The following is a 22472-nucleotide window of genomic DNA, read 5'->3' as shown; positions in this document are numbered from 1 at the left end:
TGTAATGAAATGAGTCGTATTGGTTACAGAAAGATTGTTTTACCTGAAGGTGTTGAATTATCAACTGAAGGTAACAACGTAACTGTTAAAGGTGCTAAGGGTTCACTAACTCGTGAATTCTCACCAATCATCAAGATGAATGTTGACGGAAACGTCGTATCATTCGAACCAGCAGTTAGATACGATAACAAGACCCGTGCAATGCACGGTACTATGCGTGCTAACTTAAACAACATGGTTGAAGGTGTATCAAATGGTTTTACTAAGACACTTAAGCTAGTCGGTGTTGGTTACCGTGCTCAAGCTAAAGGTTCTGTCCTAGAATTAAACGTTGGTTACTCTAACCCTGTTGAAATGGAAATCAACGAAGATCTTAAAGTTGAAACTCCTGACAGTTTAACTATTACTGTTAGCGGTATTAACAAAGAACACGTTGGTGACTTTGCAGCTCGTGTTCGTGCCGTACGTTCACCAGAACCTTACAAGGGTAAAGGTATTCGTTACGAAAACGAAGTTGTACGTCGTAAAGAAGGTAAGACTGGTAAGTAATGAGTTAAATCTCGTTGCTTAACTATTTTAATTAATATTTAAGAGGTGACTATTTTGATTAATAAACCAGATAAAAATAAGACACGTCAACGTCGTCATTTACGTGTCCGTAACAAAATCTCTGGTACTGCTGTGTGCCCACGTTTGAACGTTTACCGTTCTAACAAAAACATCTACGCTCAAGTTATTGATGACGTAGCGGGTGTTACGCTTGCTAGTGCCTCAACTCTAGATAAAGAAGTTAGCGGTTCAAACAAGACTGAACAAGCATCATCTGTTGGTGCTGTAGTCGCAAAACGTGCCGTTGAAAAAAATGTTAAAAATGTTGTTTTCGATCGTGGTGGTTACTTATACCACGGACGTGTTCAAGCTCTTGCTGAAGCTGCACGTGAAAACGGACTAGAATTTTAATAAAAGGAGGAATAACCACAATGGCTGAATTTATTGATCCAAATAAATTAGAACTTGAAGATACTGTCGTATCAATCAACCGTATTACTAAGGTTGTAAAGGGTGGACGTCGTCTACGTTTTGCTGCATTAGTTGTTGTTGGTGATAGAAACGGTCACGTAGGATTTGGTACTGGTAAAGCTCAAGAAGTTCCAGACGCAATCCGTAAAGCTGTTGAAGATGGTCGTAAGAACTTAATTACTGTTCCCAAGGTTGGTACTACTATTCCTCATGAAATTATCGGTACTTACGGTGGCGGTAAGATCATGTTAAAACCTGCTGAAGAAGGTTCTGGTGTTGCCGCTGGTGGTGCCGTTCGTTCAGTTATGGAATTAGCTGGTATTGACGATGTTACAAGTAAACGTTTAGGTTCAGATACTCCAATCAATGCAATTCGTGCTACTTTCGAAGGACTAAAAGCATTGAAGAGTGCAGACAAAGTTGCTACTTTACGTGGCGTATCTGCTCAACATTTAGCAGAATAAGGAGGGGTTAGAAGATGGCTCAATTAAAGATTACTTTAACTCACAGTGCAGAACACCGTCTCCCCAAACAACGTAAAATTGTTAAGGCGCTAGGTTTAGGTCGTATTAACAGTACTGTTGTTAAACCTGATAACGAAGCAACTCGTGGAGCTCTGTTCCATATTGCACACTTAGTTAAAGTTGAACAAGTTAAGTAATAAATAACAAGGAGGTGCACTTCAAATGAAATTACATGAATTAAAAGCTGCCGAAGGTTCACGCTCATCAAGACAACGTCTAGGTCGTGGATTAGGAAGTAAAGGTAAGACTTCTGGTCGTGGACAAAAGGGTCAAAAGGCTCGTAGTAAGACACGTGTAGGATTCGAAGGGGGCCAAATGCCTTTCTACCGTAGAATTCCAAAACGTGGTTTCACTAACATTAACCGTAAGGAATACGCTATCGTTAACTTATCTACTTTAGATTTATTTGACGACGGTGCTGAAGTTACACCAGAAAGCCTAATGGAAGCTGGTATTGTTAAGAACGCTAAAGACGGTATCAAGATTCTTGGTAACGGTGAACTTAACAAGAAGCTAACTGTTAAAGCTAACAAGTTTTCTGACGCTGCTAAGTCAGCAATCGAAAATGCTGGCGGTAAGATCGAGGTGATCTAATGCTATCAGCCTTGAAAAACGCTTTTAAAGTGAAAGATATTAGAAATAAGATCATGTTTACTTTGGGAGTATTGATTGTATTTAGACTAGGTGCTTATATTACAGTCCCTGGTATAAACGCTAAAGCACTCCAAAGCGTTGCTTCATCTGGCTTAGTTAGCATTTTAAACACCTTTAGTGGTGGTGGATTAACTAATTATTCACTATTTGCTATGGGTGTTTCACCATATATTACTGCGCAAATCATCGTTCAACTATTACAAATGGACATTGTCCCACGTTTTGTTGAATGGAGTAAGCAAGGTGACGTTGGTAGACGTAAGTTGAACCAAGTTACTCGAGTACTTACAGTATTCCTTGCTTTCGTGCAGTCAATTGGAATTACAGCCGGATTTAACACTTTAAGCAGTTTGAACCTTGTTCAAAATCCTGGTCCTGCTACTTATTTGAGTATCGGTTTAATTTTAACCGGTGGTTCAATGTTAACAACTTGGATGGGTGACATGATTACAGATCGAGGAATTGGTCAAGGTGTTTCAATGATCATTTTCGCTGGTATCATCGCAAGAATCCCTACAGGAGTTCAACAATTATATAAGGAATACATCGTTGGAGATACTTCTTCACAATTATGGCCATCTATCTTATTCTTAGTTGCGCTATTCTTAGTAATCCTAGTAATTGTTACTTTTGTTACCTGGTTCCAACAAGCTGAACGTAGGATTCCAATTCAATATACTAGAAGAGAAACAGGTGCTGGCGAAAACAGTTACCTTCCATTGAAGGTTAACGTTGCTGGTGTTATCCCTGTTATCTTCGCCAGTTCGTTTATTTCAACACCACAAGCTATTTTGCTTTTCTTTGCAAGTAAACATTCTGGTGATGGTTGGTACCAACTTATGAGTAGCATATTCAATATGCAAACTCTATCTGGTGCTACCCTATACACTGTATTAATTGTTGTCTTTACATTCTTCTATGCATTTGTTCAAGTTAACCCTGAAAAACTTTCAGAAAACTTACAAAAGCAAGGAAGTTACATTCCTGGTGTTTGGCCAGGGAATGGTACTCAAACTTATGTTTCTCAAGTATTGATGAGACTAAGTGTTGTTGGTGCTTTATTCCTAGGGGTTGTTGCATTAATTCCTTTAATTGCACAAAACGTTTGGAATTTAGACGAATCCATCGGTTTAGGTGGTACTAGTTTACTAATCGTTGTCGGTGTTGCCATCGAAACAATTAGACAAATTCGTGGATTGATGATGAAACAAGAATATGTTGGATTCATTCAATCAACTCGACCAAATGATTTATAAAAGTGTGTATGGAGGTAATTAAAAATGTCAATGAACTTAATCTTAATGGGGCTTCCTGGAGCTGGTAAAGGTACACAAGCAGAATCCATTATTGAAAATTATGGAATTCCACATATCTCTACTGGAGATATCTTTCGTGCTGCTATAAAAGACCAAACTGAAATGGGATTAAAGGCAAAACAATATATTGATAAAGGGAATTTAGTTCCTGATGATGTAACATGTGGAATTGTTAAAGATCGTCTTGCACAAGATGATACTAAAAAAGGCTATATGTTAGACGGTTTTCCTAGAACTATCGAACAAGCAAATGCTTTACAAGAAATTTGTGAAGAGCTTGATCGACCATTGGATGCTGTTATAAATATTGACGTTGACCCTAAAGTTCTTGTTGATCGACTATCAGGTAGATTTATTTGTAAGAACTGTGGTGCTACTTACCACAAACTTTACAAAATGCCTAAAGTTGAAGATACTTGTGATATTTGTGGTGGCCATGAATTTTATCAACGTAGTGATGACAAGCCTGAAACAGTTAAGAACCGTTTAGATGTAAATATCGAAATGAATACACCATTAATCGATTTTTACAAACAACGTGATTTACTATTTACTGTAGATGGTAGTCAAGATATTAATGATGTTACTAAGGACATTGACAAAATACTTAAACAATTCTAGAAATCGTTGAGATGACTGGTATTGTTGCCGTAAGTATATTTGTGTGATAAACTAACCCATGTGTATTTGCGATTGCTATACAACGGGCTTTTGTCTTGATATCTTGGCATATGGCTAACCGTGTAGAATCGTATTTTTCGAGGAGGAAATTCTTTGTCTAAAGATAATGTTATTGAAATTGAAGGTAAAGTTAGTGAAACTTTACCAAATGCTATGTTTCGTGTTGAACTAGAAAATGGTCACGAAATCTTAGCTCACGTATCCGGAAAGATCAGAATGCATTACATTCGTATCTTGCCTGGTGACCGTGTCACTGTTGAAATGTCACCATATGATTTAAGCAAGGGACGTATTACTTACCGTTATAAGTAAGGATACTGTCTTGAAGTATAGGAGGGTTATATAATGAAGGTTCGTCCATCAGTAAAACCAATGTGTGAAAATTGTAAAATAATTAGAAGAAAAGGCCGTGTTATGGTCATTTGTTCAAATCCAAAACATAAACAAAGACAAGGCAAGTAATTTTAATAAAACAGGAGGTGTGTTTGAATGGCTCGTATCGCCGGAATTGATTTACCACGTGATAAACGTATCGTTATTGGTCTAACTAGCATCTTTGGAATTGGTCAAAGTAGAGCTGCAGAAATTCTTGAAAAGGCTGGCGTTTCAGAAGATGTTCGTGTTCGCGATTTAACTCCAGACCAAGAAGATAAGATTCGTGCAGTTGTTGACAATTACAAAATTGAAGGTGACTTACGTCGTGAAGTAAGAATGAATATCAAGAAGCTTCAAGAAATTGGTTCTTACCGTGGAATGCGTCACCGTCGTGGTTTACCTGTTAGAGGTCAACACACAAAGAACAACGCCCGTACTCGTAAGGGTAAAAAAGTAACTATCGCTGGTAAGAAAAAATAATAAATAAAGGAGGTTAGTAAATCATGGTTCAAAAGAAAGGTTCTCGTAAACGTAGAGTAAAGAAGAACATCGAAGCCGGTGTTGCTCACATTCACTCTACTTTTAATAACACATTAGTTATGATTACCGATATGCAAGGTAATGCTATTGCTTGGTCATCTGCTGGTGCTTTAGGATTCCGTGGAAGTCGTAAATCAACTCCATTTGCTGCTCAAATGGCTTCAGAAGCCGCTGCTAAGACAGCTATGGAACATGGTATGAAGACTGTTGAAGTTGCTGTTAAAGGTCCTGGTTCAGGTCGTGAATCAGCTATCCGTGCACTTCAATCAACTGGTTTAGAAGTTGCTGCTATTCGTGATGTTACTCCAGTTCCACATAATGGATCTCGTCCTCCAAAGCGTCGTAGAGTTTAATTTATTCTCGTCTCTGTATGGAGAAATAATTAATTATTAACTCAGAGCGTTTTGAAAGGGGTAGAAGATAAGAATGATTGAATTTGAAAAACCTAATATTCATAAGATTGATGAAACTGATAATTATGGAGAAGTTGTTGTTGAACCACTAGAACGTGGATACGGAACAACTCTTGGAAACTCGTTGCGTAGAATTTTACTTTCATCTTTACCTGGTGCAGCCGTAACTAGCATTCAAATCGATGATGTATTACATGAATTTTCTACAGTACCTGGTGTTGTAGAAGATGTAACTCAAATCATTTTAAATGTTAAAAAGATTTCATTGAAGTTGGAAGCCGAAGATGGCGAAGACAAAGAAATGGAAATCAACGTTACAGGTCCAGCTCAAGTAACTGCTGGTGACATTCAAGCTGACGGTGATGTGACAGTTCTAAATCCAGATCTACACATTGCTACAGTTGCTGAAGGTTCTACATTCCATATGAGAATGACTGCAAATAAGGGTCGCGGATACGTTTCTGCGGATGAGAATAAGGCTCGTAATGATGGAATGCCAATCGGTGTCTTACCAGTTGATTCCATTTATACCCCAATCGAACGTGTTAATTATCAAGTTGAAAATGCGCGTGTTGGTCAAAGATCTGACTTTGATAAACTAACTCTTGACGTTTGGACTGATGGTTCTATCACTCCAAGTGAAGCAATTAGTTTAGCTGCTAAGATCCTAAATGATCACCTAGCTATGTTTATTGATCTTACTGATGAAGCCAAGAACACTGAAGTTATGGTGGAAAAGGAAGAAACACATAAAGAAAAAATGCTAGAAATGACAATTGAAGAATTGGACTTATCTGTTCGTTCATACAATTGTTTGAAACGTGCTGGTATCAACACAGTTCAAGAATTAACCAACAAAAGTGAAGCTGACATGATGAAGGTTAGAAACTTAGGACGTAAGTCTCTTGTTGAAGTAAAACATAAGTTAGAAGCCCTTGGATTGTCATTACGTAAAGAAGATTAGTATAAAGGAGGACATCCATTTATGAGTTACCGTAAATTACAACGTACTAGTGCACACCGTCGTTCATTACTACGTAACCTAACTACTGACTTATTAGTAAACGGTGAAATTAAGACCACTGAAGCTCGTGCTAAAGAAGTACGCTCAACTGCTGAAAAGATGATTACTCTTGGTAAGCGTGGAGATCTTCATGCTCGTCGTCAAGCTGCTGCTTTCTTACAAAACGTAGTTGCTGATGCTAAAGAAGATGGTGATGACGTAACTGTTACTACTGCATTACAAAAGCTATTTGATGAAATTGCTCCTAAGTATGCAGAACGTAACGGTGGTTACACTCGTATTCTAAAGACTATGCCTCGTCGTGGTGATGGTGCATCAATGGTTATTTTACAATTAGTTGACTAATTAATCGTAAACATAATTAAATAGTAACAACAAATCACTAGGGCTATTAGTATAAAGCGTTATGATGATGGGCAAGCCCCAAGTCTAGCTTGAATGGAGCTTTGCTTCGCACTAATAGCCTATTAGTGATTTTTTTATACATAAATTTAAATGAGGTGACATGAATGTCTCAAAACATTATTGAAGTATCTAATTTAAAATATAAATACGATGAATCAGATAAATTTGCTGTTAATGATTTTTCAATGACTATTAAAAAAGGGGAATGGGTATCCATTATCGGAAAAAACGGTAGTGGTAAATCTACCTTAATTAGCTTATTAGATGGCTTAATTGAAAAAAGCAGTGGTGAAATCATCATTGATGGAGATACTTTAAGTACTACTAATGTATATGGCATTCGTGACAAAATTGGGATTGTTTTTCAAAATCCAAGTAATCAATTCGTCGCATCAACTGTTGAAGACGATATCGCATTTGGATTAGAAAACCATAATTTAGATCAAGACATAATGCACGAAAAGGTATATCAAGCGCTTAAAGATGTTGATATGCTTGAATATGCTAAGAATGATCCATCCAGACTTTCTGGGGGACAGAAACAAAGAGTCGCAATTGCAGGGGTATTAGCCATGCAACCTAAGATTATTATTTTGGATGAAGCAACTAGTATGCTAGATCCAAAAGCAAAACTATTAATCACAAATTTGATTAATGAGGTTAGAAACAAGTATAATTTAACTATCATATCAATTACCCATGACATTAATGAAATTCAAGAATCTAATCGTACTATCTTAATTAAAGACGGTCAAAAGATTTTGGATACTACGCCTAGTGAGTTATTCACTCAATTAGCGAATGTCGAAGAATATGGACTAAGATTACCATTCTCAGAAAAGCTACGATTAAAACTAGCTGACAGTGGATTTAATGTCCCAGATAATTATTTAAATGATGAGGAGATTATCGAATGGATAACGCAATATCATTCAAAAATGTAAGTCATATATACCAACCGAATACACCACTAGAATATCATGCGTTAAAAGATGTCTCTTTGAAGATTAAAAAAGGCAGTTTTGTTTCAATTATTGGTAAAACGGGAAGTGGAAAATCGACATTAATCAAACATATTAATGCGCTTTTAAAGCCCACTAACGGTAGTGTTAGAGTCGATGATTTTAAAATTGATAACAAAACTAACAACAAACATTTGAAGCCGTTAAGACAAAAGGTCGGAATGGTTTTCCAATTTCCAGAGCAACAATTATTTGCCGAAACCGTAAAAGAAGATATTGCTTTTGGTCCTAGTAACTTTGGTATCGAAGGTGATGAATTAGAACAACGAGTTCAAAAAGCCGTTGATACAGTTAGATTGGATTCAAAGCTATTAGATAAATCGCCATTTGATTTATCTGGCGGTCAAAAGAGAAGGGTCGCTATCGCAGGGGTATTAGCAATGGAACCCGAAATTTTAGTGCTAGATGAACCAACAGCAGGATTGGACTTACAAGGACAAGAATACATTTTAGACTTAATCAAAAGATTAAATCGTGAAGATAACATGACCATTATTTTGGTTAGTCATCAAATGGATGATGTTGCTAAATACTCAGAGCGAGTAATCGTAATGAGTGAAGGTGAAATCGTCAAAAAATGCTACCCAGATGAACTATTTACTGACGTTGAATTCTTAGACCAATATGATTTAAGAGTTCCTGAAACAGTTAAGATTACCAAACAACTGGAAGCCAAAGGGTTCACATTAGATAAGCTATCTTTAGATGAAGACGAGTTAATAAACGAAATCATCAATAAATTAAGGAATGAAGGAAAGAATGAATAATTTTATATTTGGAAGATACCTTCCAGGAAATTCAATAATTCATAAACTAAACCCCGCAGCTAAAATCCTGCTATGTTTTATTTATATTTTCGTTGTTTTCTTCGCGAATAACGTTGCGACATATCTATTATTAGCAGCAACCGTTGTTGTCTTTGTTATATTATCAAAATGTTCATTATCCTTCTTTTTAAAGGGGATTATGCCACTCTTATGGGTGATTATATTTACCGTCTTAATTCAGGTGTTTTTTAGTGCTGGTGGGCATGTCTATTATTCACTAGGCATTATTAGAATCACTTCATTTGGGATTTTTAATGCGATTCTATTGTTCATTCGTTTTATGTTGATTATCGCAATGTCGACAGTTTTAACATTAACGACATCTCCATTGGAAATTTCACATGGCATTAGTATGTTATTAAAACCCCTTAAGCGATTTAAATTCCCAGTCGAAACATTTTCATTGATGATTTCAATCGCACTAAGGTTTGTGCCGACATTAACTGACGAAACTAAATTAATCATGGATGCACAAAGATCTCGTGGTGTCGACTTTGGTGATGGGGGACTAATAAAAAGAGCCAAGGCCTTTGTTCCGCTACTAATACCACTTTTCGTTAGTGCATTTAAACATGCTGATGATTTAAGTGTGGCCATGGAAGCACGTGGATACCAAACTGGAAAGCTAAGATCTCACTACCATAGTTATAAGTGGCAGACAAAAGACTATAGCTTTATATCATTAATTGTGATTATCACAATCGTTACATTTATGTATAGGAGTTAAGTAAATGGCATATCGTTATAAAATAACATTAGCCTATGATGGAACTGATTTTTATGGATTTCAACGCCAACCTAAGAAAAGAACCATTGAAGGAATATTAACTAAAATCATTAATAAAATGGCCAAAAATCCGGATCCAGCAATTACTGTCTATGGGTCCGGTAGAACTGATGCAGGAGTACATGCATTAGGCCAAGTGGCTCATTTTGACTTTCCGTACGATTTACCAGAAGCTAACATGCTTAAAGGGTTAAATAGTATGTTGCCATTAGATGTTCAAATTAAGAAGGTCGAAAAAGTAGCTCCCGATTTTCATGCTCGTTATGATGTATCAGGAAAAAGATATATGTATCGGATGGACATGGGAGAATTTAGAAACCCATTTAAACGTAGATATACTGCGCAATGGCGATTCCCTGTTGATATCGATAAAATCAACATTGCTTTACAAGATTTAATCGGTGAACATGATTTTACAAGTTTTGTTGCCTCTGGTTCTTCAGCTAGAACCAACGTCAGAACTATTTATGAAGCAAAATGTGAAATCGATGAAAAAGAAAACGAATTAATTTTTGAATTCTACGGGAATGGTTTCTTATATAATATGGTTAGAATCATGGTCGGTGTCCTAGTTGAAATTGGTTCTGGATCAAGGGATGTCCATGATATTTTAAGACTATATGAAATTAAAGACAGAACCCAAGCAAGAAGAACAGTACCTGCTAGCGGGCTTTATCTAAAGCATGTATACTATGAAGGCGAAGACCCACAACATCCAACCAAATTACCTCATCATCAAAGATGATTTAAGGTTGACTTTATAATTAAAAGATTGTAATATTGAGCATGGTATTGTTTGCCCCACAATAAGCCCCGGAAACTTATATTGGTGTCGAACAAACACAGAAACATGGAGGAAGATTAAAGTGCGTACAACATATATGGCAAAACCAGGTGAAGTAGAACGCAAGTGGTACATCATTGACGCAACTGATATCAGTTTAGGTCGTCTATCAACTGTCGTTGCTTCTATTTTACGAGGAAAAAACAAGCCAACATTTACACCTCATGTAGATACTGGCGATAACGTTATTGTTATTAATGCTTCAAAAGTTGCATTAACAGGTCGTAAAGCTAGCGATAAGCTATACTCCCACCACACAGGTTATTTAGGTGGTCTAAAACAAAAAACTGCTGGTCAAATGTTAAATGATACTCCAGACAAGTTAGTAGAAACATCAGTTAAAGGTATGCTACCAAGTGGAACTTTAGCTCACAAGCAATTATTACACTTACACGTATACGCTGATGCTAACCATGCTCACGAAGCTCAAAACCCTGAAGTATTAGACATTAGTAACCTAATTTAAGGAGGAAACTTAATTGGCTCAAGTACAATATCGCGGCACAGGCCGTCGTAAAGACTCAGTAGCCCGAGTAATTTTAGTACCCGGTACTGGTAAAGTTGTTATGAACAAGAAAGATATTGAAGATTACATTCCATTCCCTAACTTAAGAGCAGTGGTAATGCAACCATTCAATGTTACTGAAACATCAGGTAACTACGATGCTTTAATCAATGTTAACGGTGGTGGTTTCTCAGGACAAGCTGGTGCAGCTCGTCACGGAATCGCTCGTGCATTGCTAGAAGTAGATCCTGACTTCCGTGCTTCATTAAAGAGTGCCGGTTTATTAACTCGTGACGCTCGTATGAAAGAACGTAAGAAACCAGGTCTTAAGAAAGCTCGTAAAGCTGGTCAATTCTCAAAACGTTAAGATACACTTATCTTTATGTTTCAAAGAACTTCCCTTGTGGAAGTTCTTTTTTTATTCATGAATTGGACTTATGATTTAAAATAGTGTTTAATAGTTAATTGTTATTTAGTTTATAAAGAAAAAGGAGATGATGACGATTAGAAATAAAGTATATCGAATGAATATCCTGTCCATTTTTATCGCAATCATCATTGTACAAACAAGTATTCCAGGATTGGGGAATATTCCAGTGGGACCACTTAACGTGACCATTATTCCAATTACAATTGCATTGTCTGCTGTTATGTTAGGAACTAAGTCTGGTGCACTAGTAGGTGGAATTTGGGGATTAATTACGTTTTTAAGAGCGTTTTGGTGGCCTACCAGTCCGATTGCCATCTATGTATTTACAAACCCACTAGTATCCATTTTTCCAAGAATATTAGTAGGGTTGGTTGCTGGATTAATCTTTAATCATTTTTATGACCCTGAAAAGAGAAGTAGATTATTACTAGCTGCGACTGGTTTCTTCAGTTCACTAGTCAATACAATTGTATTATTAACTTTAATCTATCTATTCTATAGAGGTCATGCCTTTGCGCTATACCACATAGATGTGAAAGAATTATTACCATATCTAATTTTTGTGGCAGCCACTAATGGATTAATTGAAGCTGCGCTATCAGCTTCATTAGTGCCAATTATTGGATCTTCATTATTAAAATTAAAGAAAAAAGCGTCAACGATTAAATAATCGTTAACGCTTTTTTTATTAGTCTTCAGATTCTTCAGTGTCTTCGGTGTCTTTTTCTTTGCCTTTTGAGTTATGAGGACCTTCTTTAACCATGGTAATGTTTTTATTGTTAATAACAATCTTACCGTGGTACTTATCCTCTAATGCAGGATCAGTTGTTTGGAAACTAATCATGTATGAGTTATTGTATCCTTTTTCAATAATTCCTTGGAACTTTTTCTTTTCTAGCATAAATGAAACTTGATCACCAACATCAAAAGGTGATTTGTCATTGCTAGTTAATTTGTCTTTTACCAAAAGCATACATCTCCAATCTTATATCTTAAAATTACAGAAAAATAAGTTATTTGTCAAACAAACATGTTTAATATTAAAATTTAATTTTATTTTTCAGAGGAGATAGTTTAGAATATTACATAATATAAGGAGCGATATTGTGAGTAAAAGAAGATACCGACGTCGTCGAAGAAAAAATAGGTCTAATTTTGGATGCCTCATGTTCATTCTAATAATCGCTGTCTTGCTATTTGCCGGTGGACTAAAGGTATTCAATTATATTTACACTTATGATTCATATTCACAACGGAATGTGGTGAAAAAGCAACGAGAATTCATCAATGCTTTATTACCCGCAGCTAACGATGTGCAAAGACGATATAATATTTTAGTTAGTATAAGTTTAGCGCAAGCAATCCTTGAATCCAACTGGGGGACTAGTCAACTTTCCAGCCAATATAATAATTTATATGGGGTGAAAGCAACTGGCGATGTTCCATCGGTTAATTTATCTACTCAAGAGTTTGTAAATGGTGAATTTATCACGATTACAGGTCGCTTTCGAGTTTATGATAGTTGGTCAGAATCAGTGGAAAGTCACGCCTTATTATTGGTAAATGGAACCGATTGGAACCATAATCAATACAAAGATGTCTTAGATTCCGATAACTATGTAGCTGCTGCTAAAGGCTTACAAGCTGACGGCTATGCTACCGATCCAACTTATACAAGTAAAATCATTGAAATTATCAAGAAATATAAATTATATCAATATGACAAGCAAACTAATACAACTGGAGGAAGTTCAAATGAAACTACTGGAAGATAAAATTAGAGAAGTTGGTCGCGTATTACCGGGGGATGTATTAAAAGTTGATACTTTCCTAAATCATCAAGTAGATCCAAAATTAATGGCAGAAATGGGTAAGGAATTTGCGAAACTTTTTGCCAACGATAACATCACTAGAATTGTGACTGTTGAATCTTCCGGAATTGCGCCAGCTGTAATGGCGGGTCTATACATGGATGTCCCAGTCGTATTTGCTAGAAAACATAAAAGTCTAACCCTTACTGATGACGTATATACTAGTGAAGTGTTCTCATACACTAAGCAAACTAGTAACAAAATTAGTATCGATAAAAGATTTATCAAAGAAAATGACAATTTATTAATCATCGATGACTTTTTAGCTAATGGTCAAGCCGTCCAAGGTTTACTAGATATTGCTAAACAAGCTAATGTAGATGTGAATGGAATTGGAATTGTAATCGAAAAGACTTACCAAAAGGGTCATGATTTAATCGCTGAAAGTGGAATTCACTTAGAATCACTAGCAGAAATTAAGTCATTAGAAGACGGTAAAGTTACTTTCGTAAATGATTAATAAAATCGGCAATTATTGCCGATTTTTTTATTTGGACGTAAATGAAAATACGGCCAGCTATGATATAATTAAACTATATATAAATTGAGAGGATTGTGTTTTTTGTGCCAGTAAATGATTTAGTTTCAGGAATGAATGATAAACAAAAAGAAGCAGTATTATGTACCGAAGGTCCTCTATTAATAATGGCCGGTGCTGGTAGTGGGAAAACCAGAGTGTTAACTCACCGTATTGCTTATTTAATCGAAGAAAAACAAGTACTACCATGGAACATTTTAGCGATTACATTTACCAACAAAGCTGCACGTGAAATGAATGAACGTGTCGGTAAATTACTAGAATTTGGTGGTAATGATGTTTGGATTTCAACATTCCATTCACTATGTGTCAGAATTTTAAGAAGACATATCGACAAGATTGGTTTTAACAAAGCGTTTACCATTGCCGGTAGTAGTGAACAAAGAACTTTAGTAAAAAGAATTTTAAAAGATTTTGATATCGACCCTAAGAAAAATGATCCTAGATCAATTTTATCTGCAATCTCAAATGCGAAAAATGATTTGAAAGATCCAATTTCATACAGTGAATCAATTGATCACAACAGTCCATTTGAAGAAATTGTAGCCAAAGTTTATGCAGAATACCAAGACCGTCTACACGGGAACCAAGCATTAGACTTTGATGATTTGATTATGTTAACAATTCAATTGTTTGAACAATCAAAAGAAACTTTGGAATACTACCAAAACAAATTTAAATATATTCACGTTGATGAATACCAAGATACTAACGAAGCACAATACAAACTAGTTACCATGTTAGCGGAAAAATACCGCAACATCTGTGTAGTTGGGGATTCTGATCAAAGTATTTATGGTTGGCGTGGTGCCAACATGAATAACATTTTGAATTTTCAAGATGATTATCCAGACTCACACACTACTTTATTGGAACAAAATTATCGTTCTACTAAAAATATTTTAAGTGCTGCCAATGACGTTATTGAAAATAATATTGCTAGAAAAGCAAAGAAACTTTGGACCGAAAATAAGGAAGGGGACAAAATTTCTTATTACCGTGGTCAAAGTGAAATTGATGAAGCCAGATATGTGGTTGGTCAAATTCAAGACCAAATCAAAGAACATCAATACTCATACGGTGATTTTGCAATTCTATACAGAACTAACGCACAATCTCGTATCATTGAAGAAACGCTTCTAAAATCAAATATTCCATACACAATTGTCGGAGGACACAAGTTCTACGATCGTAAGGAAATTCAAGATATCTTAGCTTACCTAACATTGGTTGCAAACCCAAGTGATTCATTAAGTTTAGAAAGAATCATCAATGAACCTAAACGTGGAATTGGTGCTTCAAGTGTTGAAAAACTTCGTGAATTCGCTCAAGAAAATGGCTGGTCAATGTTAGAAGCAGCTCAAAATATCGACATTAACAACACACTATCCAGTCGTGCTAGAAATGCGATTGCTGATTTTGGGCATGTCATGTCTAAGATTCAAAAAGTAGCTGTTGATGGTGAAGTAACTGATATCGCCCAACACGTTTTAGATGATACTGGCTACTTAGCTGAATTAAAGAAGACTGAATCTTTAGAAAACAAAGCTAGAATTGAAAATATCGAAGAATTTATTTCCGTTACTCAACAATTCGACACTAACCGTGCTCAAGAAGATAGTGATGATGAAAACGAACCATTAACTGATTTTCTTGCTGACTTAGCATTAGTTTCTGCTCAAGATGATGTCGAAGAAAATTCACCACAAGTAACATTGATGACATTACATGCCGCCAAAGGACTAGAATTCCCAGTAGTCTTCTTAATGGGGATGGAAGAAGGAATCTTCCCATTAGGTCGCGCATCTGATAATGAAAAAGAATTAGAAGAAGAACGTCGTTTAGCATACGTGGGAATTACCCGTGCACAAGAAAAACTATTTATTACTAATGCATTTTCAAGAATGCTTTATGGACGTCGTCAAACTAATCCAGAATCTCGTTTCATTGATGAAATTTCAACTGAATTAATTGCACCAGCAAATGACTTCTCTCAAGCTAATGCATTGAAGACACCATTTGATAACAATCGTACACAAAGAAATCGTCAATTCGCCACTCAAAAGGCATACCATCCAACAACTAGCAGTGTTGCTAAGCCACAAGGAACTGGTGCTGATAAGAAAGAATGGACAATTGGTGATAAGGTTGAACACAAGGCGTGGGGTACTGGTACAGTGGTTAAGGTTAATGGTGCTGGTGAAGACATGGAATTAGATATTGCATTCCCAGATAAAGGATTGAAGAGATTATTAGCTGCATTTGCACCAATCAAAAAAGTTTAATCGAGGTGAGTTAATTGGCCGAACAAAACACAGATATTCAAACTGAATATAATCAGTTAAAAGATCAAATTAAGCAGTGGAGTATCGAATATTATCAAAACGATAAACCAAGCGTTGAAGATAATGTTTATGATCAAAACTACCGCCGATTACAAGAAATTGAGGAAGCTCATCCAGAACTTATCGCAGAAGATTCACCAACCCAAAACGTTGGGGGACAAATCTTATCTGGTTTTAATAAAGTAAACCATGATATTCCAATGTTATCGCTAGGGGATGTCTTCTCTGAAGAAGAATTAAGTGATTTTATCAATCGCTTAAATAATAATTATCCACAAATTAAGCAATACAATTGTGAATTAAAAATTGATGGTTTAGCAATTTCTCTTCGTTATGAAGGTGGAATCTTAGTACAAGGTTCAACCCGTGGAAATGGGACAATCGGTGAAGATATCACCACTAATTTAAAGACGATTGAATCAATTCCACAAAAACTAACTCGTCCAGTCACAATCGAAGTTAGAGGTGAATGCTACATGCCGAAAGCTTCATTTGTAAAACTAAACGATCAACGTGAAAAAAACGGAGAATCAGTTTTTGCTAATCCTAGAAACGCTGCAGCTGGAAGTCTAAGACAATTAGATTCTAAAGTGACAGCGGAAAGAAAACTAAGTACATTTATGTACAACGTTGCAGATTACAATGATCTAGAAGCCACCACTCAAGATGGTTTATTGGAAGAATTAAAAGACCTTGGATTTACAATCAATCCGACTTATCGAGTAATCGAAAACATGGATGACGTTAACGACTATATTCAATATTACACACAACGTCGTGATGAATTGAGTTATGGAATTGATGGAATTGTAATCAAGGAAAATGATTTAGCACTTCAAGAAGAAATCGGAACAACAGTGAAAGTGCCAAAATGGGCAATCGCATATAAGTTCCCACCTGAAGAAGTGGAAACTAAGTTAATCGATATTGAATGGACTGTCGGTAGAACCGGGGTGGTAACTCCTACCGCCGTCATGAACGAAGTGCAACTAGCAGGGACTAAGGTTTCTAAAGCATCACTTCATAATCCTGACTACTTAAACGAAAAGGGAGTCAGAATTGGTGACACTGTTAAACTTCATAAGGCAGGGGATATCATTCCAGAAATTTCTGAATACATTCCAAGCAAACGCCCAAGTGACAGTGAGGAATATGTAATCCCAACTACCTGTCCATCATGTGGCGATAAGTTAGTTCATTTAGATGAAGAAGTAGCATTAAGATGTATCAATCCCAAATGTCCTGCTCAACTAAGTGAACAAATTAATCACTTTGCATCCAGAAATGCGATGAATATCGATGGACTAGGCCCTCGCATTGTCCAACAATTATTCGATAGAGATATGTTAGACGATGCGGCTAGTTTATATAAACTAACGCAAGCGGAACTAGAAACGTTAGATAAGTTCGGGACTAAATCAGCTACCAACTTATTATCTGCGATTGATAATAGTCGTAGTAATTCAGTCGAAAGACTGTTGTTTGGTTTAGGAATCAGACACGTTGGTGCCAAAGCAGCCCGCATTATTGCAGAACAATTTGGTGATTTAGATCATCTAATCGAGGCTAGTTCTGAAGATATTGCAGCAATTGATGGAATGGGTGAAACAATTGCTGATAGTATTGTTACTTACTTCAACAATCCCGAAGCCAAAGCGTTAATTGAAGAATTCAAAGCGGTTGGCGTTAATATGCAATATCTTGGTGCAAGGTTAGATAACGTTGACTTATCCGACTCACCGGTTAATGATAAGACTGTGGTTTTAACCGGTAAATTATCAGTTTGGACACGTCCAAAGGCCACTGAATGGTTAGAAAATCATGGTGCTAAAGTTACCGGTAGCGTTTCTAAGAAGACAGATGTTTTAATTGCTGGAGAAGATGCTGGAAGTAAGTTAGAAAAGGCACAAAATCTAGGAATTGAAATATGGACAGAAGAAGAATTTAGTTCAGTTGTTAATGAAACTGAATAATTTGTGGAGGCAAGCAAATTGAAAAAATTAAGCGTTTTATTTATCGCATTTTTCAGTGCAATTATCTTAGTTGCCTGTGGAAATGATGATAGTAGTAGCAGTTCATCTGGAACTCAAGTTATTTCTCAAACCAGTAGTAACTACTACCAAGGGGTTATTAAAAATGGTCATTACTTAACCAGTAAATCACGTGGGGTTTCAGTTCAACAAAATGACAATCAACTTAACCTTAAAGGTTTTGAAAATGGTTTATTGAGTATTTCAAAGGATCAATTCCCAACAGATACTTACATCCTACAAGAAGGCCAATACATCGACACTAACACTGCTGAAAATTGGTTGGACCGTAAGAGTAAGAGTAACCCAGAAGGTTTAAACCCATCTGGTAAAGATACTGAAGTTCCTTTATATCTACAACAAATGGATGAACAAGACTTCATGGAACAAAGCCATGGTGATCTTAAGATTAAAGGGATGACTATTGGTTTAGGAATCAACTCCGTATACTACTACCGTAAAGAAGCATACGGTGCTGTTTACCAAAAGACTTTGGATGACAAAGAAATTGTTAAACAAGGGAAAGCAATTGCTGATAAGGTATTACAACGTCTAAGACAAAAGAAAGACTTAAAGAATATCCCAATCGTAATCGCATTATACAAGCAAGCTTCAAACGATAGTCTAGTTGGTGGTAACTTCTTCGCATACTCAGTTAACAAAGCTGGTTCAACCAATGTTGATAACTGGAAGTCATTAGATATTAAAAACTACGTCCTACCGGATGAAACTAGTAGCGAAGTCAATACTAATGATGAAGATGCTTTTGAAAACTTCAAAAACCAAGTGCAAAAATTCTTCCCTAACTTAAGTGGAGTTACTGCTCAGGCACACTATGTTAATGGTAGCCTACGAGGTATGCATATCAATATCACTACTCAATTCTACGGCCAAAGTGAAATTATAAGTTTTACTCAATATGTGCAAACAACTGCCAAAAAATATTTACCAAATAGTATTCCAATCGATGTACAAATTAGTTCATCTGAAGGAATTCAAAGCTTCTTAGCTCGTAAGACTGGTGGGGATAATTTCTATTCACACGTTTTTACCAGCTATTAATATTAATGTGTTAAAATATTGTTAATAGTAAAGAAAATAAAAATAGAGAAAGAGGGAACAACGATGTCTGAAAAAATTAGTAAAGAAACAGTAAGTCACGTTGCTTCATTAGCAAAGCTAGAATTAACTGATGAACAACTTCCTTACTTTACTGACCAATTAGGTAGTATCATGGGAATTTTTGATTCCTTTAATGATGTTGATACTAGCAATGTCGAACCAACATTTAGTGTTACTGATCAAATTAACGTTATGAGAGAAGATGTTGCTGATAATTGGGGACAAAGAGATGCTTTATTGGATAATGCTCCTGACGTTTCCGACGGTTTAATTAGAACACCTACAATCATTGATGAAAGCGGGGAATAGTTAAGATGGACTTTTTAGGAAAAGATATTTACAGCATTCATGAAAGTCTAGTTAACGGTGAATTTACCGCTGAAGAACTAACAAGACAAGTGATTGAAAATGCTAAAGCAAATGATAAAGATATCAACGCATTCGTTGTATTTGACGAAGAAAATGCAATCAAACAAGCTCAAGAAATTGATAAAGCTGGTATCGACCCAGATAACGTCTTATCTGGAATTCCAGTAGCAATGAAGGATAACATGTTAACTAAGGGTGTATTAACATCTGCTGGTTCAAAGATGTTATCAAACTTCAAACCAATTATTGACGGGACTGCAGTTGAAAAGATGAAGGCTGCTGGAACTATCAACATTGGTAAAACTAACATGGATGAATTCGCAATGGGTAGTTCTACTGTAACTTCATTCCATGGTAAGACTAAGAACCCTTGGAACTTAGAAAAGGTTCCTGGTGGATCATCTGGTGGAGCTGCCGCTGCAGTTGCTGCCGGTGACGTACTAGTAGCGCTAGGATCAGATACTGGCGGTTCAATTAGACAACCAGCTTCTTTTAACGGGGTTGTAGGGATGAAACCTACATATGGTCGTGTATCTAGATGGGGACTAATCGCCTTTGCATCTAGTTTTGACCAAATCGGTCCATTGACTAGAACTGTTAAAGATAACGCAGCTGCATTAAACGCAATCTCTGGAAAAGATGAACATGATTTAACTAGTTCAGATAAAGAGGTTCCTGATTTCACTGCTAACATCGATAAAGGTGTGAAAGGCATGAAGATTGCTTTACCAAAAGAATACTTTGGTGATGGTGTTGACCAAGATGTTAAAGATGCCATTATGAAAGCAGCTGACAAATACCGTGAAATGGGTGCCACTGTTGAAGAAGTATCTCTTCCAAACAGCAAGTATGGGGTAGCTGCATATTACATCATTGCACCTTCAGAAGCTTCATCTAACTTACAACGTTTTGATGGGATTCGTTACGGATACCGTTCAGAATCAGCTAAGAACTTGGATGAATTATACGTTAAGAGTCGTTCAGAAGGATTTGGTGACGAAGTAAAACGTCGTATTATGATTGGTACTTACGCACTATCTGCTGGTTTCTTTGATGCATACTTCAAGAAAGCAGCTGAAATTCGTACTTTAATTATTAACGACTTTAAGAAGGTCTTTAAGGATTACGATGTAATTCTTACACCAACTGCGCCAACCACTGCGTTTGGATTAGATGATGAAAAAGATCCTGTTACTATGTACATGAATGACGTGTTAACTATTCCAGTTAACATGGCTGGACTACCAGGAATGTCAGTTCCTGCTGGTTTCTCAAATGGACTTCCTATTGGGATGCAATTAATTGGTAAACCATTTGATGAAGCAACACTTTACCAAGCTGCATACGCATTCGAACAAAACACTGATTTTCATAAAGAAGATCCAAAGATGGGGGGAGCCAAATAATGAACTTTGAAACTACAATCGGACTTGAAGTCCATGTTGAATTAAAGACAAATTCTAAAATTTTCAGTCCATCTCCCGTACAATACGGGGTTGACCCTAACTTAAACACCAACGTTATCGATTGGGGTTATCCTGGGGTTTTACCAACTACCAATAAAGGGGTTGTAAAATCAGGAATTATGGCTGCTTTAGCACTACATGCTGAAGTTGAAAAACACCCTCATTTTGATCGTAAGAACTACTTCTATCCTGATAACCCTAAAGCTTACCAAATCACTCAAAAAGATACTCCAGACGCTCATGACGGTTGGATTGAAATTGAAGTTGATGGTAAGAAGAAGAAAATCGGAATCGAAGAAATGCATATTGAAGAAGATGCTGGTAAAAACTCTCACGGAACTAAATTCTCATATGTTGATTTAAACCGTCAAGGAACTCCACTAATTGAAATTGTTTCTAAGCCAGATATCGCTTCACCTGACGAAGCATACGCATACTTAGAAGCACTTCGTGAACGCATCTTATTCACTGGTATTTCTGATGTGAAGATGGAAGAAGGTTCTATGCGTGTCGACGTTAACGTTTCAATTCGCCCTTATGGTCAAAAAGAATTCGGAACTAAAGTCGAATTAAAGAACTTGAACTCATTTAACTTCGTTCGTAAAGGTTTAGCTTACGAAGAAAAGCGTCAACAACGTGTAATTATGTCTGGTGGAGAAATCCAACAAGAAACTAGACGTTACGACGAAACTACTGGTAAGACTGTCCTAATGCGTGTTAAAGAAGGGGCAGATGATTACAGATACTTCCCAGAACCAGATCTTCCATCATTGGAAATCTCAGATGACTGGATTAACGAAATTAACGAATCAATGCCAGAAATGCCAGCTAGCCGTCGTGCTCGTTACGTTAAAGATTTTGGTTTAACTGAATACGATGCAATGGTACTAACTCAAACTAAGGAAATGGCTGACTTCTTCGATCAAATGAACGAATTGGGCGCTGATCCTAAGATGGCATCAAACTACCTACAAGTTAACGTTAATGCTTATCTAAATGATGAACAAAAAGACTTGTCAGAAACTGAAATTACACCAGAAAACTTAGCTAACATGATTAAGTTAATCGAAGATGGAACTATTTCATCTAAGATGGCTAAGAAAGTCTTCAAGGGAATTACTGAAGGTAAAGAACCTAAGAAATTCGTTGAAGAAAATGGAATGGTGCAATTATCAGACCCTGCTCAATTACAACCAATCATTGATGAAGTTTTAGCTAACAACCAACAATCAGTAGAAGACTTCCATAACGGTAAGGATCGTGCTGTTGGTTTCTTAGTTGGTCAAATCATGAAAGCAACTCGTGGTAAAGCGAACCCACAAGTTGTTAATGAATTATTGATGGAATCCATTAATAAATAATTT

The 22472-nt window shown here is 36.4% G+C and carries 29 protein-coding genes; 28 read left to right on the top strand and 1 reads right to left on the bottom strand.

Annotated features, from left to right (window positions below; genetic code table 11):
• Positions 1–9 precede the first annotated feature (9 nt).
• From rplF to ABWU86_RS01605, 20 genes are all read left to right on the top strand, one after another.
• The gene (rplF, locus tag ABWU86_RS01700; protein WP_053950323.1) at positions 10–549 is read left to right on the top strand and encodes a 50S ribosomal protein L6; all 540 of its coding nucleotides are present in this window, start codon (positions 10–12) and stop codon (positions 547–549) included.
• A gap of 54 nt (positions 550–603) precedes the next feature.
• Positions 604–960 carry a 50S ribosomal protein L18 gene (gene rplR / locus ABWU86_RS01695; protein ID WP_353321093.1) on the top strand — a complete coding sequence of 119 codons (357 nt, stop codon included), beginning with the start codon at positions 604–606 and terminating at the stop codon, positions 958–960.
• Positions 961–980: 20 nt separating this feature from the next.
• Positions 981–1484, top strand: a complete 504-nt coding sequence (gene rpsE / locus ABWU86_RS01690) for a 30S ribosomal protein S5 (protein WP_053950321.1) — start codon at positions 981–983, stop codon at positions 1482–1484.
• 14 nt (positions 1485–1498) lie between these two features.
• Complete coding sequence (gene rpmD / locus ABWU86_RS01685) at positions 1499–1681, top strand: 50S ribosomal protein L30 (protein WP_034531522.1); 183 nt, start codon at positions 1499–1501, stop codon at positions 1679–1681.
• Between the two features lie 25 nt (positions 1682–1706).
• A complete protein-coding gene (gene rplO, locus ABWU86_RS01680) occupies positions 1707–2138 on the top strand; it encodes a 50S ribosomal protein L15 (RefSeq protein WP_053950320.1) in 432 nt (143 codons plus the stop codon).
• A complete protein-coding gene (secY, locus tag ABWU86_RS01675; RefSeq protein ID WP_293794407.1) occupies positions 2138–3454 on the top strand; it encodes a preprotein translocase subunit SecY in 1317 nt (438 codons plus the stop codon). Before rplO ends, secY begins: the two co-directional genes overlap by 1 nt.
• A 30-nt stretch (positions 3455–3484) precedes the next feature.
• Positions 3485–4135 carry an adenylate kinase gene (locus ABWU86_RS01670; RefSeq protein ID WP_148562094.1) on the top strand — a complete coding sequence of 217 codons (651 nt, stop codon included), beginning with the start codon at positions 3485–3487 and terminating at the stop codon, positions 4133–4135.
• Positions 4136–4288: 153 nt separating this feature from the next.
• The gene (gene infA / locus ABWU86_RS01665; RefSeq protein ID WP_034531529.1) at positions 4289–4507 is read left to right on the top strand and encodes a translation initiation factor IF-1; all 219 of its coding nucleotides are present in this window, start codon (positions 4289–4291) and stop codon (positions 4505–4507) included.
• 33 nt (positions 4508–4540) lie between these two features.
• Entirely contained in the window at positions 4541–4657 is a 117-nt protein-coding gene (rpmJ, locus tag ABWU86_RS01660; protein ID WP_053950317.1) for a 50S ribosomal protein L36, read from the top strand.
• A 27-nt stretch (positions 4658–4684) separates the two neighbouring features.
• Positions 4685–5050: a 30S ribosomal protein S13 gene (gene rpsM, locus ABWU86_RS01655; protein WP_053950316.1), complete on the top strand. Its 366-nt coding sequence runs from the start codon at positions 4685–4687 to the stop codon at positions 5048–5050.
• A gap of 23 nt (positions 5051–5073) precedes the next feature.
• Positions 5074–5463 carry a 30S ribosomal protein S11 gene (gene rpsK, locus ABWU86_RS01650; protein ID WP_053950315.1) on the top strand — a complete coding sequence of 130 codons (390 nt, stop codon included), beginning with the start codon at positions 5074–5076 and terminating at the stop codon, positions 5461–5463.
• A 73-nt stretch (positions 5464–5536) separates the two neighbouring features.
• Positions 5537–6487, top strand: coding sequence for a DNA-directed RNA polymerase subunit alpha (locus ABWU86_RS01645; RefSeq protein WP_053950314.1), 951 nt, complete (start codon positions 5537–5539; stop codon positions 6485–6487).
• A 21-nt stretch (positions 6488–6508) separates the two neighbouring features.
• Complete coding sequence (gene rplQ / locus ABWU86_RS01640; RefSeq protein ID WP_034531537.1) at positions 6509–6892, top strand: 50S ribosomal protein L17; 384 nt, start codon at positions 6509–6511, stop codon at positions 6890–6892.
• Between the two features lie 164 nt (positions 6893–7056).
• Positions 7057–7896, top strand: a complete 840-nt coding sequence (locus ABWU86_RS01635) for an energy-coupling factor transporter ATPase (protein ID WP_293794408.1) — start codon at positions 7057–7059, stop codon at positions 7894–7896.
• Positions 7866–8741, top strand: coding sequence for an energy-coupling factor transporter ATPase (locus ABWU86_RS01630; protein WP_293794409.1), 876 nt, complete (start codon positions 7866–7868; stop codon positions 8739–8741). Before ABWU86_RS01635 ends, ABWU86_RS01630 begins: the two co-directional genes overlap by 31 nt.
• Positions 8734–9528 carry an energy-coupling factor transporter transmembrane component T family protein gene (locus ABWU86_RS01625; protein WP_293794411.1) on the top strand — a complete coding sequence of 265 codons (795 nt, stop codon included), beginning with the start codon at positions 8734–8736 and terminating at the stop codon, positions 9526–9528. The genes ABWU86_RS01630 and ABWU86_RS01625 overlap by 8 nt, the downstream gene beginning before the upstream one ends.
• Before the next feature lie 4 nt (positions 9529–9532).
• Positions 9533–10333, top strand: a complete 801-nt coding sequence (truA, locus tag ABWU86_RS01620; RefSeq protein WP_053950310.1) for a tRNA pseudouridine(38-40) synthase TruA — start codon at positions 9533–9535, stop codon at positions 10331–10333.
• A gap of 121 nt (positions 10334–10454) precedes the next feature.
• Positions 10455–10898 (top strand): 50S ribosomal protein L13, encoded by a 444-nt coding sequence (gene rplM / locus ABWU86_RS01615; RefSeq protein WP_053950309.1) that lies wholly within the window; start codon positions 10455–10457, stop codon positions 10896–10898.
• A gap of 13 nt (positions 10899–10911) precedes the next feature.
• The gene (rpsI, locus tag ABWU86_RS01610; protein WP_034531546.1) at positions 10912–11304 is read left to right on the top strand and encodes a 30S ribosomal protein S9; all 393 of its coding nucleotides are present in this window, start codon (positions 10912–10914) and stop codon (positions 11302–11304) included.
• Between the two features lie 130 nt (positions 11305–11434).
• A complete protein-coding gene (locus tag ABWU86_RS01605; protein WP_293794321.1) occupies positions 11435–12037 on the top strand; it encodes an ECF transporter S component in 603 nt (200 codons plus the stop codon).
• Positions 12038–12055: 18 nt separating this feature from the next.
• Here ABWU86_RS01605 and ABWU86_RS01600 read toward each other — a convergent pair whose 3' ends face one another.
• Positions 12056–12334, bottom strand: a complete 279-nt coding sequence (locus ABWU86_RS01600; RefSeq protein ID WP_293794319.1) for a DUF2187 domain-containing protein — start codon at positions 12332–12334, stop codon at positions 12056–12058.
• 199 nt (positions 12335–12533) lie between these two features.
• Between ABWU86_RS01600 and ABWU86_RS01595 the strand changes: the two genes are divergently transcribed.
• The 8 genes from ABWU86_RS01595 to gatB all read left to right on the top strand — a co-directional run bounded on the left by ABWU86_RS01595 (position 12534) and on the right by gatB (position 22469).
• Complete coding sequence (locus ABWU86_RS01595; RefSeq protein WP_353321088.1) at positions 12534–13142, top strand: glycoside hydrolase family 73 protein; 609 nt, start codon at positions 12534–12536, stop codon at positions 13140–13142.
• Entirely contained in the window at positions 13123–13698 is a 576-nt protein-coding gene (locus ABWU86_RS01590; protein ID WP_353321086.1) for a xanthine phosphoribosyltransferase, read from the top strand. Before ABWU86_RS01595 ends, ABWU86_RS01590 begins: the two co-directional genes overlap by 20 nt.
• Positions 13699–13802: 104 nt before the next feature.
• Positions 13803–16061, top strand: coding sequence for a DNA helicase PcrA (gene pcrA, locus ABWU86_RS01585; RefSeq protein ID WP_353321084.1), 2259 nt, complete (start codon positions 13803–13805; stop codon positions 16059–16061).
• 14 nt (positions 16062–16075) lie between these two features.
• Positions 16076–18094, top strand: a complete 2019-nt coding sequence (gene ligA / locus ABWU86_RS01580; RefSeq protein WP_353321082.1) for an NAD-dependent DNA ligase LigA — start codon at positions 16076–16078, stop codon at positions 18092–18094.
• Positions 18095–18112: 18 nt separating this feature from the next.
• A complete protein-coding gene (locus tag ABWU86_RS01575; protein ID WP_353321080.1) occupies positions 18113–19213 on the top strand; it encodes a CamS family sex pheromone protein in 1101 nt (366 codons plus the stop codon).
• 63 nt (positions 19214–19276) lie between these two features.
• Positions 19277–19582, top strand: a complete 306-nt coding sequence (gatC, locus tag ABWU86_RS01570; RefSeq protein ID WP_053950302.1) for an Asp-tRNA(Asn)/Glu-tRNA(Gln) amidotransferase subunit GatC — start codon at positions 19277–19279, stop codon at positions 19580–19582.
• Between the two features lie 5 nt (positions 19583–19587).
• On the top strand, positions 19588–21048 hold the full coding sequence (gene gatA, locus ABWU86_RS01565) for an Asp-tRNA(Asn)/Glu-tRNA(Gln) amidotransferase subunit GatA (RefSeq protein WP_353321077.1): 1461 nt from the start codon (positions 19588–19590) through the stop codon (positions 21046–21048).
• On the top strand, positions 21048–22469 hold the full coding sequence (gatB, locus tag ABWU86_RS01560; RefSeq protein WP_353321075.1) for an Asp-tRNA(Asn)/Glu-tRNA(Gln) amidotransferase subunit GatB: 1422 nt from the start codon (positions 21048–21050) through the stop codon (positions 22467–22469). Before gatA ends, gatB begins: the two co-directional genes overlap by 1 nt.
• Positions 22470–22472: the final 3 nt, after the last annotated feature.

It is taken from the genome of Apilactobacillus pseudapinorum (assembly GCF_040369555.1).
GTDB lineage: Bacteria > Bacillota > Bacilli > Lactobacillales > Lactobacillaceae > Apilactobacillus.
The sequence above is the reverse complement of the archived record's forward strand: the minus strand, read 5'-3'. Positions and strand labels throughout refer to the sequence as shown.

What these genes read in the sequence shown, in the direction of transcription:
- rplF (WP_053950323.1), top strand. Translation starts at nt 10, where the DNA reads ATGAGTCGTATTGGTTACAGAAAGATTGTTTTACCTGAAGGTGTTGAA.
- rpsE (WP_053950321.1), top strand. Translation starts at nt 981, where the DNA reads ATGGCTGAATTTATTGATCCAAATAAATTAGAACTTGAAGATACTGTC.
- rpmD (WP_034531522.1), top strand. Translation starts at nt 1,499, where the DNA reads ATGGCTCAATTAAAGATTACTTTAACTCACAGTGCAGAACACCGTCTC.
- rplO (WP_053950320.1), top strand. Translation starts at nt 1,707, where the DNA reads ATGAAATTACATGAATTAAAAGCTGCCGAAGGTTCACGCTCATCAAGA.
- secY (WP_293794407.1), top strand. Translation starts at nt 2,138, where the DNA reads ATGCTATCAGCCTTGAAAAACGCTTTTAAAGTGAAAGATATTAGAAAT.
- ABWU86_RS01670 (WP_148562094.1), top strand. Translation starts at nt 3,485, where the DNA reads ATGAACTTAATCTTAATGGGGCTTCCTGGAGCTGGTAAAGGTACACAA.
- rpmJ (WP_053950317.1), top strand. Translation starts at nt 4,541, where the DNA reads ATGAAGGTTCGTCCATCAGTAAAACCAATGTGTGAAAATTGTAAAATA.
- rpsM (WP_053950316.1), top strand. Translation starts at nt 4,685, where the DNA reads ATGGCTCGTATCGCCGGAATTGATTTACCACGTGATAAACGTATCGTT.
- rpsK (WP_053950315.1), top strand. Translation starts at nt 5,074, where the DNA reads ATGGTTCAAAAGAAAGGTTCTCGTAAACGTAGAGTAAAGAAGAACATC.
- ABWU86_RS01645 (WP_053950314.1), top strand. Translation starts at nt 5,537, where the DNA reads ATGATTGAATTTGAAAAACCTAATATTCATAAGATTGATGAAACTGAT.
- rplQ (WP_034531537.1), top strand. Translation starts at nt 6,509, where the DNA reads ATGAGTTACCGTAAATTACAACGTACTAGTGCACACCGTCGTTCATTA.
- ABWU86_RS01635 (WP_293794408.1), top strand. Translation starts at nt 7,057, where the DNA reads ATGTCTCAAAACATTATTGAAGTATCTAATTTAAAATATAAATACGAT.
- ABWU86_RS01630 (WP_293794409.1), top strand. Translation starts at nt 7,866, where the DNA reads ATGGATAACGCAATATCATTCAAAAATGTAAGTCATATATACCAACCG.
- ABWU86_RS01625 (WP_293794411.1), top strand. Translation starts at nt 8,734, where the DNA reads ATGAATAATTTTATATTTGGAAGATACCTTCCAGGAAATTCAATAATT.
- truA (WP_053950310.1), top strand. Translation starts at nt 9,533, where the DNA reads ATGGCATATCGTTATAAAATAACATTAGCCTATGATGGAACTGATTTT.
- ABWU86_RS01605 (WP_293794321.1), top strand. Translation starts at nt 11,435, where the DNA reads ATGACGATTAGAAATAAAGTATATCGAATGAATATCCTGTCCATTTTT.
- ABWU86_RS01595 (WP_353321088.1), top strand. Translation starts at nt 12,534, where the DNA reads ATGTTCATTCTAATAATCGCTGTCTTGCTATTTGCCGGTGGACTAAAG.
- ABWU86_RS01590 (WP_353321086.1), top strand. Translation starts at nt 13,123, where the DNA reads ATGAAACTACTGGAAGATAAAATTAGAGAAGTTGGTCGCGTATTACCG.
- gatC (WP_053950302.1), top strand. Translation starts at nt 19,277, where the DNA reads ATGTCTGAAAAAATTAGTAAAGAAACAGTAAGTCACGTTGCTTCATTA.
- gatA (WP_353321077.1), top strand. Translation starts at nt 19,588, where the DNA reads ATGGACTTTTTAGGAAAAGATATTTACAGCATTCATGAAAGTCTAGTT.
- gatB (WP_353321075.1), top strand. Translation starts at nt 21,048, where the DNA reads ATGAACTTTGAAACTACAATCGGACTTGAAGTCCATGTTGAATTAAAG.